Annotated in this window: 13 protein-coding genes; 11 read left to right on the top strand and 2 right to left on the bottom strand. The window is 68.5% G+C overall.

Annotated elements, in window-relative coordinates:
- Positions 1-26 precede the first annotated feature (26 nt).
- The 9 genes from HW566_RS14135 (at position 27) to HW566_RS14095 (ending at position 13,930) form a co-directional block, all read left to right on the top strand.
- Complete coding sequence (locus tag HW566_RS14135) at positions 27-1,412, top strand: ABC transporter substrate-binding protein (RefSeq protein ID WP_178013908.1); 1,386 nt, start codon at positions 27-29, stop codon at positions 1,410-1,412.
- On the top strand, positions 1,409-2,368 hold the full coding sequence (locus tag HW566_RS14130) for a carbohydrate ABC transporter permease (RefSeq protein ID WP_178013906.1): 960 nt from the start codon (positions 1,409-1,411) through the stop codon (positions 2,366-2,368). The genes HW566_RS14135 and HW566_RS14130 overlap by 4 nt, the downstream gene beginning before the upstream one ends.
- Positions 2,365-3,288, top strand: a complete 924-nt coding sequence (locus HW566_RS14125; protein ID WP_178013904.1) for a carbohydrate ABC transporter permease — start codon at positions 2,365-2,367, stop codon at positions 3,286-3,288. Before HW566_RS14130 ends, HW566_RS14125 begins: the two co-directional genes overlap by 4 nt.
- Positions 3,289-3,291: 3 nt before the next feature.
- A complete protein-coding gene (locus HW566_RS14120) occupies positions 3,292-5,082 on the top strand; it encodes a glycoside hydrolase family 3 protein (RefSeq protein WP_256728738.1) in 1,791 nt (596 codons plus the stop codon).
- Positions 5,079-8,114, top strand: coding sequence for an alpha-mannosidase (locus tag HW566_RS14115; RefSeq protein ID WP_178013902.1), 3,036 nt, complete (start codon positions 5,079-5,081; stop codon positions 8,112-8,114). Before HW566_RS14120 ends, HW566_RS14115 begins: the two co-directional genes overlap by 4 nt.
- A gap of 26 nt (positions 8,115-8,140) precedes the next feature.
- A complete protein-coding gene (locus tag HW566_RS14110; RefSeq protein ID WP_178013900.1) occupies positions 8,141-10,981 on the top strand; it encodes a polysaccharide lyase family 8 super-sandwich domain-containing protein in 2,841 nt (946 codons plus the stop codon).
- Between the two features lie 130 nt (positions 10,982-11,111).
- Positions 11,112-11,978 (top strand): alpha/beta fold hydrolase, encoded by an 867-nt coding sequence (locus tag HW566_RS14105; RefSeq protein ID WP_178013898.1) that lies wholly within the window; start codon positions 11,112-11,114, stop codon positions 11,976-11,978.
- A gap of 32 nt (positions 11,979-12,010) precedes the next feature.
- Positions 12,011-13,018 (top strand): NADP-dependent oxidoreductase, encoded by a 1,008-nt coding sequence (locus tag HW566_RS14100; RefSeq protein ID WP_178013896.1) that lies wholly within the window; start codon positions 12,011-12,013, stop codon positions 13,016-13,018.
- A 54-nt stretch (positions 13,019-13,072) separates the two neighbouring features.
- Positions 13,073-13,930, top strand: a complete 858-nt coding sequence (locus HW566_RS14095; protein ID WP_178013894.1) for an alpha/beta fold hydrolase — start codon at positions 13,073-13,075, stop codon at positions 13,928-13,930.
- A 99-nt stretch (positions 13,931-14,029) separates the two neighbouring features.
- Here HW566_RS14095 and HW566_RS14090 read toward each other — a convergent pair whose 3' ends face one another.
- Entirely contained in the window at positions 14,030-14,476 is a 447-nt protein-coding gene (locus tag HW566_RS14090) for a PaaI family thioesterase (RefSeq protein WP_256728737.1), read from the bottom strand.
- An 80-nt stretch (positions 14,477-14,556) separates the two neighbouring features.
- Positions 14,557-15,159 (bottom strand): TetR/AcrR family transcriptional regulator, encoded by a 603-nt coding sequence (locus tag HW566_RS14085; protein ID WP_178013891.1) that lies wholly within the window; start codon positions 15,157-15,159, stop codon positions 14,557-14,559.
- A gap of 164 nt (positions 15,160-15,323) precedes the next feature.
- Here HW566_RS14085 and HW566_RS14080 point away from each other — a divergent pair, with 164 nt between their 5' ends.
- On the top strand, positions 15,324-16,400 hold the full coding sequence (locus HW566_RS14080; protein WP_178013889.1) for an alkene reductase: 1,077 nt from the start codon (positions 15,324-15,326) through the stop codon (positions 16,398-16,400).
- A gap of 89 nt (positions 16,401-16,489) precedes the next feature.
- The gene (locus tag HW566_RS14075) at positions 16,490-17,203 is read left to right on the top strand and encodes an SDR family oxidoreductase (RefSeq protein ID WP_178013887.1); all 714 of its coding nucleotides are present in this window, start codon (positions 16,490-16,492) and stop codon (positions 17,201-17,203) included.
- Positions 17,204-17,209: the final 6 nt, after the last annotated feature.

Genomic DNA, 17,209 nt, shown 5'->3' with positions numbered 1-17,209 from the left:
GGCGGTCGCAACCGAACGGAGGAATCATGCATCAGCGCACCCGACGCGCCCTCGCGGCCCTCGCCGTGGTCCCTGTGCTCGCCGGTGTCGCCGCCTGCAGCAGCAGCGGGGACGCACCCGAGAGCAGCGGCAGCGGCGACGAGGAGGTCACCATCAGCATCATGGGTAAGCCTGCCGCGACCAACACCGCGGCCGTCGAGCTCTTCGAGCGTCAGGTTGCGGCGTTCGAGGAGGCCAACCCGAACATCACGATCGAGGCCTCGGATGTGCCCTGGGACGCCAAGACCTTCACGACGCGTCTGGCCGGGGGCAGCGCACCGACCCTGCTGCGCGTTCCGCTCACCGAGCCGCCCGCGCTCATCGAGCGCGGCCAGGTGGCCGACATCGCCGATGTGGCCGCTGAGCTCGAGAGCTTCGACGATCTGAACCCTCGGGTCATGCAGTTCCTGGAGGACGACGGCGCGGTCTACGGGATCCCGGAGAAGAGCTACGCGTTCGGTCTGGTCTACAACCGCGACCTGTTCGAGCAGGCGGGACTGGATCCCGACAGCCCGCCCGAGACCTGGGAAGAGGTACGCGAGTACGCCAAACAGATCTCCGACGCGACCGGCAAGACGGGCTTCGGCGAGATCACGACGAACAACAGCGGCGGCTGGCATCTCACCGGGTACGGCTACACGTTCGGCGGACGCGTGATCGAGCAGAACTCGGACGGCACGTGGGCGGCGGCGTTCAACGACGACGCCTCGCGCGACGTCATGGAGCTGTGGAAGGCGATGCGTTGGGAGGACGACTCCCTCGGAGACAACGTCCTCGGCAAGCAGGAGGACCTGGTCGCCGAGTTCACCGCGGGCAACGTCGGCATGTGGGTCTCCGCCCCACCGGACGTGTACCCCAACTACATCGCGGCCGGCGGTGACCCGGCGGCCTTCGGCGCCGGTCCGATGCCCCAGGGCGGCGCGGACGCCACCCTCGCCGGTGCGACGGTGCTCATGGTGAGCGGAACCGCCACCGAGGCGGAGAAGCGTGCCGCGGTCAAATGGATCGAGTGGCGCGCCCTGCGTCCGAACTACGACCTCGAGGTCGCCGCGGAGACGGCGAAGGCCTCCGCGGCCGACGGCCTGCCGGTCGGTGTGCCGGTGGCCCCGATCTTCAGCCAGGAGGCGTACGACGCCTACCGTGACGCGATCGCCGAGTACGTCAACGTCCCGGTCGAGAACTTTGCGCCCTATGTGGCCTCGCTCGAGGCGTTCGAGTACGTGCCCGAGCCCGCGGTGGCCTCGCAGGAGATCTATGCGGCGCTCGACCCGGTCGTGCAGGCGGTCCTGACGGACCCGGATGCCGACATCGACGCCCTGCTCGACGATGCGGAGGCACGCGTCAACCAGATCCTGGCGCAGTACGCGTCATGACTCTGAGCCCCGAACGTCTGAGCGGCACGGCTCCTGGCCGTGCCGCTCAGACGGCCGACCGCCCTCGGACGGTGCGGCGCGGCGGCGCGCGCCGCCGTGCCGCGGGGGCGGCACTGGTGTTCCTCGCCCCCACGCTGCTCATCTTCGGCTACTTCGCCTGGTGGCCGATCGCGCAGAGCGCCGTGCTGGCGTTCCAGCAGACCAACCTGGTCGACCCGGCGGAATGGGTGGGCTGGCGCAACTTCGAGGTCTTGTTCGCCGACCCGTTGCTGCCCCGCGCCGCGCTGAACACCCTGTGGTTCACCGCGCTCTCGCTCGCCATCGGCCTACCGGTGCCGCTGCTGTGCGCCGTGCTGATGTCGGAGCTGCGCCGCGGAGGCACCCTCGCGCGGATTCTGGCTTACCTGCCCGTCGTCATCCCGCCGGTGGTCTCCGTCCTGCTGTGGAAGGTGTTCTTCAGCCCGGGCGAGACCGGCGTGGTCAACAGCCTGCTCGCCGCGATCGGTCTGGGGCCGCTCCCCTGGCTCCAATCCCCCGAGCTGGCGATGCCGAGCCTGGTGATCGTGGCCACGTGGTCGGGCGCGGGCACCGCGATCCTCATCTACCTCGCCGCGCTCACCGGCGTGAGCACCGAGCTGTACGAGGCGGCCGAGCTCGACGGGGCATCGGTGTGGCAGCGCATCCTCCACATCACGCTGCCGCAGATGCGCGGCGTCATCCTCGTCCTTCTCCTCCTGCAGATCATCGGGGCTATCCAGGTGTTCACCGAGCCGTACGTCATGACCGACGGCGGTCCCGCCAACGCCACCGTGACCGTGCTGCTGATGATCTACCGCTACGCCTTCCTGTTCGGAAACTACGGCGTCGCGACCGCGCTGAGCCTGCTGCTCGCGATCGTCCTCGTCATCGTGTCCGCGATCTACCTGCGCCTCACGCGTTCCTGGAGTACCCGATGACCATCACCACCTCACCTCGTCGGCGCCTACGCCGCACCGCGGCACCGCGCGATCGCGGCATCCTGTCGAGCTTCGACTGGCGCCGACCGCGCATCCTGATCGGGTGGCGGGCGATGCACATCGTCCTATTCGTCGGGCTCGTCGCTCTCGGTGCGATCCCCCTGGTGTGGATGCTGCGCGCCGCGATCTCGACGACCACCGACCTGGTGCAGAACCCGCTCAGCCTCATGCCCGACCCGGCGAGATGGGAGAACATCACCACCGCGTGGACACTGCTCGACATCGGGCACTACCTCGGCAACACGATCGTGCTCGTGGGGGGATCGTGGGTGGTCCAACTGGTCGTGTCGGCGACGGCCGGCTTCGCGCTCGCCGTCATCCGGCCGTGGTACGGACGTTTCGTCTACGGGGCCATCCTGTTGACGCTCTTCGTGCCGGGCACCGTGACGCTGATCGCCCTGTATCTGACCGTGCTCGACCTGCCGCTCATCGGGATCGGCCTCACCGACACCCCCTGGGCGGTATGGCTGCCCGCCGGCGCCAACGCGTTCACGATCCTGCTGGTCAAGCAGTTCTTCGAGGACATCCCCCGCGACCTGTTCGAGGCTGCCCAGCTCGACGGCGCCGGGTGGTTCACGATCTTCTGGCGCATCGTGCTGCCGATGTCACGGCCGATCCTCGCCGTCGTCTCCCTGCTGTCGATCATGACGGCGTGGAAGGAGTTCCTCTGGCCGCTGATCGTGCTGACAGACCCGGACACGCAGCCGCTGGCCGTCGCGCTGCCACGTCTCGCGCAGGCCACCGATCCCGCCTTCCTGATCTCCGGACTGTTGATCGCGAGCATCCCGCCGATCCTCATCTTCGTCATCTTCCAACGCTCCATCGTGCGGGGTATCGGATTCAGCGGGCTGAAGGGCTGAGGCGTGGCCGCCCCCTATAGAGACAGCCGTCTGTTCCCGGTCGAACGGACGGCCGACCTGCTCGGTCGCCTGAGCGTGACCGAGGAGGCCGGGCTGATGTTCCACACCGTCATCGAGTCCGGCCCGAACGGCACGCTCGTCGAGACCGCCGGCGCGCTGAGCAAGTCGCCCACGAGCACGGTCGTGCTGGACAAGCACATGAACCATTTCAACGTGCACGGTCTCGGCACTCCACGCGAGGCGGCGCGCTGGGCGAATGCTTTGCAGCGGCTCGCTAGGCAGACGGAGCACGGGATTCCCCTGACCCTGAGCACCGACCCGCGGCACGCGTTCACCGAGAACGCGGGGGCGTCGTTCGCGGCGCGCGGCTTCTCGCAATGGCCCGAACCGCTGGGGCTCGCGGCCCTCGACGACGCGGACGTCCGAGCGCACGCCGAGATCGCCCGGCGCGAATACCTCGCGGTCGGGATCCGCATGGCGCTGCACCCGCAGGTCGACCTCGCGAGCGAACCGCGCTGGGGCAGGCAGTTCCAGACCTTCGGCGCCGACAGGGACCGCACCGTCCGTGCGCTCGCCGCCTACCTCGAAGGGTTTCAGGGCTCGGAGCTCGGCCGCGACTCGGTCGCCTGTGTCACGAAGCATTTCCCGGGAGCCGGACCTCAGCTGGACGGCGAGGACGCCCACTTCCCGTACGGACGCGAGCAGGTGTACCCCGGGGGCAGGTTCGACGAGCACCTCGCGCCGTTCCGCGCGGCGATCGCCGCCGGCACCGCCGGCATCATGCCCTACTACGGCATGCCGGTCGGCCTCGAACTCGACGGCGAGCCGGTGGAGGAGGTCGGCTTCGGCTACAACAAGGCGATCGTCACGCAGCTCCTGCGCGAGAGGCTGGGCTTCAACGGCATCGTGGTCACGGACTGGGAGCTGATCCACGACAACGTCGCCCAGGGCCAGGTGCTTCCGGCCAAGGCCTGGGGTGTCGAGCACCTCTCGCCTGCGGAACGGATCATCAAGGTCCTCGACGCCGGATGCGACCAGTTCGGCGGCGAGGAGTGCGTCGAACTGCTCGTCGACCTGGTGCGCTCCGGTCATGTGCCCGAGGCACGATTGGACGTCTCGGCGCGGCGCCTGCTCGAGTTGAAGTTCCGGCTGGGGCTCTTCGACGACCCGTTCGTCGACGAGGACGAGGCCGAGCGTGTCGTCGGCTCAGCAGGACATCGCGAGGCCGGATTCCGCGCGCAGGCCGCATCCGTCACTGTGCTCCGCGACGGCGACGCCGAGACCGGCCCCTTCCTCCCCCTCACCACCGATGCCCGTCGTCGGGTCTACGTCGAGGGCGGATCGCCCGAGGCGGCGCGGGAGCTCGGCGAGATCGTCAGCCGCCCCGAGGACGCCGATCTCGCCCTCGTTCGCCTTCCGGCGCCGTTCGACCCGCGCGACGACCTCCTGTTCGAGTCACTCTTCCACCAGGGTTCGCTCGACTTCCGTCCCGGACTGCTGGCACGGCTGCGGCACATAGGGTCCGTCACGACGTTGATCGTGGACGTGGGGCTCGAACGCCCCGCCATCCTGACCCCGCTCGTACCGCTCGCGCGCGTGCTCGTCGGCACTTATGGAACCAGCGATGAGGCGCTCGTCGCCGCCCTGACCGGCCGCATCCCACCGCGCGGGCGCTTGCCCTTCGAGATCCCCCGCTCGATGGAGGCGGTGCGCTCCTCGCTCGAGGACGTACCGAACGACACCGTCGACCCGCTTTTCGCCGTCGGCTTCCGCGTGGGCGGAGCAGAGCTGTGAACGGCGCGTCGGTGCAGGACCGCCTGAAGCGATTCGTCGAGGAGACCCTCCGCAAGGCCGCGGTCGTTCGCGCCGCCCCGGTCGACATCGAGGCGTGGGCCGTGCCGGGTGAGCCGGTGCCGTTCACGGATGTGGTCGGGCAGGATTTCGCCCCGTTCGCGGTCGGCCAATGGTGGGGACGCCCGTGGAGCACCCTGTGGCTCCACGTGCGCGGCGCGGTGCCCGCCGATTGGACTCGCGATGCGCGTCGACGCGTCGAGCTGGTCACGGATCCGGGGTTCTCCGGTCTCGCGCCCGGATTCCAGGCGGAAGGCCTCGCCTTCCGCCCCGACGGCACGGTGATCAAGGGCATCTCCCCCCGCAACGCGTGGCTGCCGGTGCACGGTGACAGCATCGACGTGTACCTTGAGTTGGCCGCGAACCCCACGATCCCACCTGAGTCGCATTGGCAGCCGACGACCCTCGGCGTACCGTCCGATGCCGCCGCGCCGCCGTTGTACCGGTTGCAGCGTCTCGAGCTTGCCCTCGTCGACGCGCGCGCAGAGGAGCTCCTGCACGACATCGAGGTCCTCCGCGGCCTCGCCGTCCAGCTGCCGCCGGCGACACCGCGCGCGGCGCGGATCTGGAGCGCACTGGATCGAATGCTCGACGCGATCGACCCCGACGACCTCGTCGAATCCATCGACCGGGCGCGCGGGCTACTGGCTCCCGTGCTGGCCTCCCCGGCTGCGGCGAGCGCGCACCGCATCGTCGCGGTCGGGCACGCCCACATCGACTCCGCCTGGCTGTGGCCCGTACGCGAGACCGTCCGCAAGTGCGCGCGGACCTTCTCGAACGTCCTGGACCTGCTCGAAAGGCATCCCGACCTGCACTTCGCCTGCTCGTCAGCGCAGCAGCTCGCCTGGATCGAGGAACGCTATCCCGACCTCTTCGCACGGATTCGGCAACAGGTCGCCCAGGGGCGGTTCGTTCTCGTCGGCGGACAGTGGGTGGAGCCCGACACGAACCTTCCCGGCGGCGAGCCCACGGCCCGCCAGCTCATCGTCGGCAAACGCTGGTTCCTGGAGAAGTTCGGCGTCGAGACCACCGAGGTGTGGCTGCCCGATACCTTCGGCTACTCGGCCGCGCTGCCGCAACTGGTCCGCTTGTCGGGATCGGACTGGTTCATGACCCAGAAGATCTCGTGGAACCAGACGAATCGCATGCCCCACCACTCCTTTTGGTGGGAGGGCATCGACGGCACCCGCGTCTTCACGCACTTTCCCCCCATCGAGACGTACAACGCGGAGCTCTCCCCCGCCGAACTGGCGCACGCCGAACGCACGTTCCTCGACCACGGCAGGGGCACGGTCTCGCTCGCGCCGTTCGGCTGGGGCGACGGCGGCGGCGGCCCCACCCGCGAGATGATCGCGGCCGCGCACCGGCAGGCCGACCTCGAGGGATCACCGCGCGTGGATCTCGGGACGCCGCGCGAGTTCTACGAACGAGCGGCGGCCGAGAACGCCGATCTGCCGGTGTGGTCGGGCGAGATGTACCTCGAGCTTCACCGAGGAACCCTCACGAGTCAGCTGCGCACCAAACAGGGCAATCGTCGGGTCGAGCGGATGCTCCACGAGGCCGAGCTGTGGGCGACGACCGCCGCCGTCCGGGCGGAACACCCCTACCCGCGCGAATCGCTGCGCCGCGCCTGGGAGCGGACCCTGCTGCTGCAGTTCCACGACATCCTGCCCGGCAGTTCGATCGCCTGGGTGCATCGCGAGGCCGAGGCGGAGCACGCGCGGCTGCAACAGGAGCTCGACATGATCGTGCGCACCAGCATCCTCGCCCTGACCGGCGAGGGGAATCTGGAGCTCACCGCCAACTCGGCGCCGCTCCCGTTGGACGGCATCTCCGCGGGCGCCGTCGCGCCGGCCTCCGCATCCCCGGCGCCCGCGACCCTCCGGCCGGCGGACGACGGTGGCTGGATCCTCGAGGACGGGGTCGTGCGGGCCGAGGTGGACGCGGCAGGACTGCTGCGGTCCCTGCGCGACGCCTCGGGACGCGAGGCGATCGCGCCGGGGGCGCGCGCCGGCCGCCTTCTGGTCCATCCCGATCGCCCCGACAAGTGGGATGCGTGGGACATCGACCGCCACTACCGTGCCCGGTCGGTCGATCTCGGCCACGCGGACGACGTCACCGCCGGCGTGGTCGACGGGGTGGCGCAGGTACGGGCGACCCGATCCACCGGATCGTCCACCATCGTGCAGACCGTGAGTCTGCGCCCGGGCGGCGGCGCCGTCGACATCGCGCTGCGCGTCGACTGGCAGGAGCGGCATCGCCTCCTCAGGATGTACGTACCCCTCGACGTGCATGCCGACCGGTCGAGCGCCGAGATCCAGTTCGGCCACGTCGAACGTCCCACCCACGGCAACACCTCGTGGGACGCGGCGCGATTCGAGATCGCGGCGCAGCGATGGATCCACGTCGGCGAGCCGGGCTACGGCGTGGCGATCGCGAATGACTCGACGTACGGGCACTCGGTCGAGCGCGACACGCGCCGCGACGGCGGAACGACCACGACCGTCGGGCTCTCGGTGCTGCGCGCGCCGTCGTTCCCCGACCCCGACGCGGATCGGGGCACGCATGAGCTCTCTTTCTCCATCCGGCCGGGCGCCGGCCTGCGGGAGGCGGCCGAGGAGGGGCATCGTCTGGATCGGGGCCTGCGGCGCGTGCGCGGCGCGCGTACCGTGGCGCCGCTCGTCCGATCGAGCGAGCCGGACGTGCGGATCGAGACCGTGAAGCTCGCCGAGGACGGCACCGACGACGTGATCGTCCGCCTGTACGAAGCGTCCGGCGGCCGCCGCACCACCACGCTGCGCATCGACCTACCCGGGGCGCTCGTGCGCGAAGTGGACCTGTTGGAGCGGGCGCTCATCGGCGGGCGGGTTTTCACGGACTCCGGCGACATCGTCCTGACCCTGCGTCCCTTCGAGATCGTGACCCTGCGCTGCGCGCAGAAGGCGCGGGCGGCGAGCGACGAGACCTCCCTGTAGACGACCACCACTGATTGAGGACAGACATGATCGACGATTCGATACGGCGGGTGACCGGCTTCGCCGCCGCGCTCGCGATGATCACGGGAGCCCTCGTACTGCACACGACCGATGCGCGCGCGGATGCCGCACCGATCACGCTCGATGGCGCGGCGACCGCGGGCGAGATGGAGGCCCTGCGCGAGAAGTACGCCACCATGCTGGCCGGCGGGTCGACGTTCGACGCGTCGGACGTCGACATCGCGGCACGCATCACCGGCATCACTGCCTCCGGACAGCAGTACTGGAACTCGATGAAGAAGAACCCGGACCGCAACCGGCTCTGGGACGACTCCCCCTTCGGGAACGATTCGGCCAGCACGACGCGCACATATCAACACCTGCGCGAGATGGCGCTCGCATACGCGACTCCCGGCTCCGTCCTGCACGGGAACGCTCAGCTCAAGACGGACCTCATCGCCGCCCTCGACTGGATGAACTCCAACGTCTACTACGACGGAGCCACGATGTACCAGAACTGGTGGCACTGGCAGATCGGAGCGCCGCTGGCCCTGAACGACATCGTCGCCCTGATCCACGACGACCTCACCAGCACTCAGGTGTCGACCTACATGGCCGCCATCTCGTACGCCCAGCCGACGGTCGCGATGACCGGCGCCAATCGCCTGTGGGAGAGCCAGGTCATCGCGATCTCCGGCATCAACGCGCAGGACGCCACGCGCGTCGCCGCCGGGCGTGACGGGCTGAGCGCGCTGTTCCCCCACGTCACCGCCGGAGACGGGTTCTACGCGGACGGGTCGTTCGTCCAGCACAACTACTACGCCTACAACGGCGGATACGGCGCCTCCCTCCTCTCCGGCATCGCAGACCTCATGTACCTGCTCGACGGCTCCCCGTGGGATGTGACGGACCCGAACAGCGCGAACGTGTTCGCGTGGGTCTACGACGCCTACGAGCCTTTCATCTACAAGGGCAATCTGATGGATATGGTTCGCGGCCGCGAGGTGAGCCGTTTCGGCGTGCAGGACGACGACGCCGCTGTGCCCGTGCTGGCATCCATCATCCGGCTCGCCGACGTCGCACCGGCCGCGGACGCTTCCGCGTTCTCGAGTATGGTCAAGGCCTGGCTTTCGACGGATGCGGACAAGACGTTCCTCTCGAAAGTGCCGGTGGACCTCGTCGTGTCCGCGAAGGAGATCCTCGGCGACGCTTCCGTGCCCGCACGCGCCGAGCTCGTGACGAACCGACAGTTCACCGGCATGGATCGCACCGTTCACCTGAGACCCGGTTTCGGGTTCGGCATCAGCATGGCGTCCAGCCGGATCGGCGGGTACGAGGCCATCAACTCCGAGAACGCCAAGGGCTGGCACACCGGCGACGGGATGACCTACCTCTACAACAACGACCTCAGCCAGTTCAACGACGACTTCTGGCCGACCGTCGACAGCTACCGTCTCCCAGGTACGACCGTGCTGAAGAGCACGACTCGGCCCGCGAACAGCAGAACCGACAGATCCTGGGTCGGCGGGGCCAGCATCCTCGACCGCTACGGGGTCACGGGGATGGATCTGCACCCGGTCGGGCGCTCGCTGGAGGCCAAGAAGTCGTGGTTCATGTTCGACGACGAGATCGTCGCGCTCGGAGCCGGAATCACGAGCACCGACGGCATCGGCACCGAGACGATCGTCGAGAACCGCAAGCTGAACGCCGCGGGCGACAACGCGCTGACCGTCGACGGCTCCGCGAAGCCGTCGACGCTCGGCTGGACGGAGACGGTGGCCGGAGTGAGCACCGTGCACCTCGCGGGGAGCGTCGCCGGATCCGACATCGGCTACTACTTCCCGGGTGGCGCGACGGTCAACGGGCTGCGCGAGCAGCGAGTGGGCAACTGGAAGCAGCTCAATTCCTCATCGGAATGGGCTGACACCACACCCATCACCCGCAATTTCCTCTCACTCGCGGTCGACCAGGGAACGAACCCGAGTAACGCGGCATACTCGTACGTCCTGCTACCCGACAAGACGAGTGCCCAGGTGACCGCCTATGCAGCTGCGCCCGGCATCACCATCCTCGAGAACTCCGCGTCCGTGCAGGCCGTGCGGGAGAACGCTCTGAACGTCACCGGGATCAACTTCTGGAAAGACGAATCGACCTCTGCGGGCGGTGTCACCTCCGACAGCAAGGCATCGGTCATGGTGAGCGAGACCGCGGACAGCATCGAACTCTCCGTCGCCGATCCCACCCAGAAGAACGTCGGGCACGTCTACCTGAGCCTCGACGTGGCGGCGACGGGGCTCATCTCGAAAGACCCCGAGGTCACCGTCTTGCAGTACACGCCGACCGTGGAGTTGAAGGTCGACGTGAACAATGCGAAGGGCAAGGACATCGGCGTCAAGCTCTCGCTCGGCGGAGTCCAGCAGCCCAACCCCGCGCCGATCCCGCTGCCGAGCACCTACGAGGCCGAGACGCTGCCCATCAGCTCCCTCACCGACTCCGTCTCCTTCTACAACGATGCGAACGCGACCGGCGGGCGGAGGATCGGAGTCAACAACAACGCGGTCGGCGACTTCATCGAATTCAGCCTCGATGTGCCCCGGGCCGGTGTGTACGACGTCGTGGCACGTGCCTTCAAGTCGGGCGGCACGGGGATCCACCAGCTGTCCGTCGATGGCACCGACATCGGAAGCCCCCAGGACTTCTTCTGGACCACGAACATCCCCCAGAAGGATCTAACGTTCGGCACCTACGCATTCCCCGCTCCCGGAAGCTATCTCGTGAGACTGACGACAACGGGCAAGAACAGCAGCTCGTCGGGACACAAGCTGATGCTCGACCATCTCCGGCTCGTCCCGGCAGCCGGGAGCTGATCCCGTCGTCGAAGGGAGGCGCGCCCGCACGCGGCTCGACGCCTGTGACTGAGTGAGCTCATAATTGAGTACACTCTGTTATGACGCGGCGACTCGCCCGTCGAACGAGGCCGAACGAAGCGAGAGTGCCATGACGCAGGCGCAGCAGGGAACCGGCGACCGGGCAGTGCGTTTCGTGGACGCCCCGACCCGCACCGCGTCGGTCGCCGGCGCCGGGGTGGTCTACCGTGAGCTCGGCTCCCAGCACGGCGGGGTACCGCTGGTCGCGTTGACCCATCTGGGGGCGAACCTCGACAGCTGGGACCCCGAGCTGATCGACGCGCTCGCGCGGGAGCGGCGGGTGATCCTCCTCAGCTACCGCGGGGTGGGGGCTTCCACCGGCGCGGTGCGGCGCCGATTCGAGGACACGGCGGCCGATGCCATCGCGGCGACTCGTGCTCTCGGACTCTCGCGGGTGGATCTGTTCGGATTGTCGATGGGTGGCATGGTCGCTCAGGAGATCCTGCACCAGGACCCGGACCTGGTCGAGCGGGTCATCCTCGCGGGCACCGGCCCGCAGGGCGGGCCCGGCCTGACCGGGATGACGGGAGTCACCGTGCGGGCGATCCTGCGGGGCATCGCGACCTTCACGAACCCCACCACCCTGCTGTTCTTCACCCGCACGCGTGCAGGCCGCGAGGCAGCGAGGACGTACCACGCTCGGCTGAAGCTGCGCCGTTCCGGCCGGGACGAACGCGTCACCCCGGGTGTGTTCCGTGCCCAGTTGCGCGCCGTGAATCGGTGGGGCCATCAGACACCACCCGTCACCTCCTTCACGCGCCCGGTGCTGATCTTGCACGGCGACCACGACCGGATGGTGCCGACAGGCAACACCGACGCGCTCCTCGCCCAGTACCCGCACGCTCAGGTGCGGATATTCGCCGACGCCGGCCACGGTGTCGCGTTCCAGAACCGAGACAGCGTCGCGAGAATCGTCACCGGGTTTCTACAGCGCTGACCGACCCTTCAGACCCGAGAAGAAAGAGCATCATGCGAGCGTTCGTGTTCGACAAGTACAAACAGCCCGTTCACGAGGCCGACGTGCCCGAGCCCACGGTCGGCGACCGCGACGTCCTGATCCGGGTCGAAGCCGCGGGACTGAACCACCTCGACGAACGTCTCCGAGCGGGAGAGTTCCGGGCGATCCTGCCCTACAAGACCCCCGTCACGCTCGGCCACGATGTCGCAGGCACCGTGATCCGCGTCGGCGCGGGAGTCACCCGATTCACCGCCGGGGACCGCGTGTACGCCCGGCCGCGCGATCACCGCATCGGCGCCTTCGCCGAACGCATCGCCGTGGACGAAGCAGACGTCGCCCTGGCCCCGACCTCGATCAGCACCGTGGAGGCAGCATCCCTCCCGCTGGTCGCGCTCACCGCGTGGCAGGCCCTGGTCGAGAAGGGAAACGTGCAGCCCGGGCAGAAGGTGCTCATCCACGCCGGTGCCGGCGGGGTCGGGTCGATCGCGATCCAGCTCGCCAAGCACCTCGGTGCGCACGTCGCGACCACCGTGTCGGGCAAAAACGCCGGCTTCGTCCGGGAACTCGGAGCCGACGTGGTGATCGACTACCGCACGCACGATTTCGAGTCCGAGCTCTCCGGTTACGACTTCGTCCTGGACCCGCTCGGCGGCGACAACCTCACCACGTCGCTCACGGTCTTGAAGCGCGGCGGGAAGGCCGTCGGGATCTCCGGGCCGCCCACCCCCGTGTTCGCGAAAGCCGCAGGCCTGAACCCGGTGCTGCGCCTGGCCATCACGGTCCTCAGCCGCAAGACTCGCGCACTCGCCAGGAAGCTCGGCGTGACGTACGAGTTCCTTCTCATGCACGCCTCCGGCGACCAGCTGCGCCAGATCGCCGAGCTCGTGGACGCCGGCGTCATCCGCCCGGTCGTGGGCGCGACCTTCCCCTTCGACCAGACCGTGCAGGCCCTCGCCTCCCTCGGCACCAGCAGCATCCGCGGCAAAGCCGTCATCACGGGCGCCGACCAGCCCGCATAACCCTATCCGCCAGTCCGCTTTCCGAGCACACTCAGATCCTCAAGGAGCACCCTCATGAGCACCACCGAACCCGTCATCACCTCCTACGCCAAAGCCCCCGCAAAGACCGTCACCGTGGACGGGGACACCTTCGCCTACCGGGAGCTCGGCCCGAAAGAAGAGATCCCCGTGATCTTCTTCGTCCATCTCGCCGCGACCCTGGACAACTGGGACCCGCGCATCATCGACCAGATCGCGAAGAACCGCCACGTCATCGCTTTCGACCAGCTCGGCGTCGGTGCCTCCTCCGGGCAGGTTCCCGACACCCTCGAAGAAGCCGCGGCCGACGCCTACCGGTTCATCACGAAGGGCTTGGGCTACGACAAGGTCGACATCTTCTCCTTCTCGATGGGCGGCATGATCGCCCAAGACCTCGTCGTCGCCCACCCCGAGCTGGTCCGCAAGCTCGTGCTCACCGGCACCGGCCCACGCGGCGGGAAGGACATCGACAAGGTCGTCGGCACCACCTACTGGGACATCTTCCGCTCGGTGATCACCCGATCCGACCCGAAGGAGTTCCTCTTCTTCAACCGCGACGCTGAGGGCAAGCGGGCCGGTAAAGCGTTCGTCGAACGCCTCAAGGAGCGCACCGTCGATCGCGACAAGCCGATCAGCAACAAGTCATTCAGCCGCCAGCTGAAAGCCATCCAACGGTACGGGCGCTCGACCCCCTCAGACCTGTCGGTGATCACGAGCCCGACCCTGATCGCCAACGGCGACAACGACCGCATGGTCCCCTCGGTGCTCTCCGAGGACCTGCACCGGCGGATCGTCGGCAGTGAGCTGATCATCTACCGAGACTCGGGCCACGGCGGCATCTTCCAGTACTGGCAGAAGTTCGCGCCTGCCGTTGCGAAGTTCCTCACCGCCTGATCCGTCGATTCGCAGCCGCGAAGAGATCGTGGTCAGTGCGACCGTCGTCCGTCAGCGCCGGCCCCGACGGACGAGCGCGACGAGAGCCAGCGAGACGCGTCAGGAGGCAGGGTCCGGGCGAACGACGAGACAGGTGCTGGATGCGACGGCAAGGACGCGCCCCTGGCTGTCGCGAATGTCGGCCTCCGCGAACACCGCGCTGCGACCCTTACGGGTAACCCATCCGTGCGCGGTGACGGGGCCGGTGTCTGCGGTGATCGGACGCAGGAATGAGACCTTGATCTCCAGGCTGGTGTATCCGACGCCGGCAGGGAGGGTGGAATGCACAGCGCACCCGCACGCGGAGTCGAGGACGGTGGCGAAGAACCCGCCGTGCACCGAGCCGATGGGGTTGTAGTGGGACTCGTCCGGAACCGCCGTCATCACCACGTCGCCCTCCTCGACGGTGACGATCTCGAGCCCGATGTGGCTGCTGATCGGCGGGGCCGGCGCCTCGCCTGCGGCTACGGCCCGGAGTTGCTCGAGCCCCGAACGGGCGAACAGCACCCGTTTGTCCCTGCCCGGGGCCTGGTAGCGGATCGTGCGCGACCGCTGGGAGGCCTCATCGTGTGTCGTCATGATCGGAGTCAGCCCGGCAGGATCGCCGCGACCTGGCCGCGGATGCTCGAGAGCAGTTCCGGGACCGTCGCATCTCTATTGACGCTGGCCGCGAGCTCGAGGAATTGGATGCCCGAGATCACCCGGGCGAGCGTCGCCGCCTGCCCCGCCTCGACACGCGTCCGCTCGACGAGGACAGCGGCGACGGCGTGCTCCGTCTGCGCGACGATGGAAAGCGCTTCGGCATGGTGCGGTTCTGCGGGGTCGCCGAAGACCATCTCCCGAAGATATGTGCGCCCGTTGTCGACCTGTGTGCGATTGCACTCCGCGATCGGAGCCAGCAGCGCGAGCACCGCATCGACAGCAGTGGCCTCCCGTGCGGCGGCGGCGCGGCCGCGCGCCAGAGCATCGACGTAGTGAGCGTTCTGCACCAGGAGGAGCAGCTCTCCCTTGGTCTTCGCGTACAGGAACAGCGTGCCGGTGCCGATGTCCGCCGCCTCGGCGATCTGCTGAGTCGTGACCTCGTCTACCCCGCGCGTCGCGAACAGCTCGCTCGCCGCCGCGGTTATGCGTGCGAGCTTGTCCTGCTTCTGCCGCGCGCGTCGCCCGAGCGACTCGGTCGCCACTGACATGGGATCCTCCGATGGAATAGAATCTGACTCACCTCAATTATGAGTGTAGTCACTGTCGTCTGGGCTCGAATCTGTCTCGGCTCATTCTCCCACTCCGGTGCACGTCGACCGGCGTGAACCGATGCCGGACGACACTCGCCTCTCTTACGAAGGAAATTCCCGTCATGACGTCCACGTCTCTTTGGCAGCCGTTCACCCTCGGGCGCATCGAGCTCCCGCACCGGCTCGCGCTGGCCCCGATGACCCGCAACCGCGCCAACCCCGATGGCACACCCGGTGAGCTCGCGGCAGAGTACTACGCGCAGCGTGGCTCGCTGGGGCTGCTGATCACCGAGGGAACCCAGCCCTCCGAGGATGGACAGGGGTACCTGAACACCCCCGGCATCTACACCCCCGAGCAGGTCGCGGGGTGGGCGAAGGTCGCCGAGGCCGTGCACGAGAACGGCGGGCACCTGTTCGTCCAGCTGATGCACGTGGGACGCATCTCCCATCCCGACAACACCCCGCACCACCGCCAGCCCGTGGCGCCCTCGCCGATCTCGGCCGAGCAGGACATGTTCACAGCGGAAGGCCCCCAGAAGACCCCCGCCCCTCGCGAGCTGTCGGCGGCGGAGATCCAGGAGGTGATCGGTGAGTTCCGCCACGCCGCCGCCTCCGCGATCGCGGCCGGTGCGGACGGGGTGGAGATCCACGCCGCCAACGGGTACCTGCTGCACCAGTTCCTGGCTCCCAACGCGAACCAGCGCACCGACGAGTACGGCGGGTCGATCGAGAACCGGGCCCGGTTCGTGATCGAGGTGGCCCGGGCCGTCGCCGAGGAGATCGGCGCGGACCGTACCGGCATCCGCATCTCCCCCGCCTTCCCGCTCGGCGGGCTCGATGAGGGAGACACCGAGGCGGTGCGTGCTCAGTACCGGCACCTCGTGAGTGAGCTCGCGAAGCTGAACCTGGTCTATCTGCACGTGCACCACCTCGGCGACGACGAGCTGCTGCGGTCGTTCCGGGACGTGTGGCCGACCGCCGTGCTCGTCGTCCGGTACGGTCGCGACCGCGACGGCATCGCCGCAGACATCGACGCAGGTCTCGCGGACATCGCACCGCTCGGACGCTTCGCGCTCGCGAACCCGGACGTCGTCGCACGCCTGCGGCAGGACGCGCCGTTCAACGAGCTCGACCCGGCGACGCTGTACACCGGCGGCGCGCACGGCTACACCGACTACCCCACCCTCACCCGCGTCTGACCCTCGATGTGGCCGGGGCAGGCGAACCCGACGCATCCCCGGCCACCGCGTCGACCATCCGAACAACACACATCCAGGAGACCCATTCCATGACTTCCCTCAACGGCGCCGTCGTCCTCGTCACCGGCGCGAACGGCGGCATCGGCACCCACTTCGTCCGCGACGCCCTCGCCCGAGGAGCGGCCAAGGTCTACGCCACCGCCCGCAACCCCCGCGAATGGGACGACGAGCGCATCGTCCCCCTCGCCCTCGACGTCACCGACCCCGCCTCGATCCGTGCCGCCGTGGAACAGGCGCCCGACGTCACGGTCCTGATCAACAACGCCGGCGCATCCGTCTCCTCCGCGGGCATCCTCACCCACACGGACGAGGAGATCCGCCAGAACGTCGAGACCAACTTCCTCGGACCCCTCTTCCTGTCCCGCGCCTTCGCCCCGACTCTCTCCGCCAAGGGAGGCGACACCGCCATCATCGACATCCACTCCGCGCTGTCGTGGTGGGCCGTCGCCGGCATCTACTCGGCCACGAAGGCTGCCCTCTGGTCGGCGACGAACTCCCTGCGCCTGGAACTGCATCCGGCGGGCGTGCAGGTCGTCGGCGTCCACGTCGGCTACGTCGACACCGCCATGGCCGCCCACGCCGAAGGCCCCAAGGTCGACCCCGCCGACCTCGTCGCCCAGACCTTCGACACCCTCGAAGCAGGCGGCTACGAAGTCCTCGCAGACGAGAACTCGGCGCGACTCAAGGCCGGCCTGTCCGCCCCGCTCGAGGCGGTCTACCCGCAGCTGGCTGGCGACGCGTGACTCCCG

The organism is Microbacterium oleivorans, assembly GCF_013389665.1.
GTDB classification, from domain to species: domain Bacteria; phylum Actinomycetota; class Actinomycetes; order Actinomycetales; family Microbacteriaceae; genus Microbacterium; species Microbacterium oleivorans_C.
This window is presented reverse-complemented; position numbering and strand designations above follow the sequence as displayed.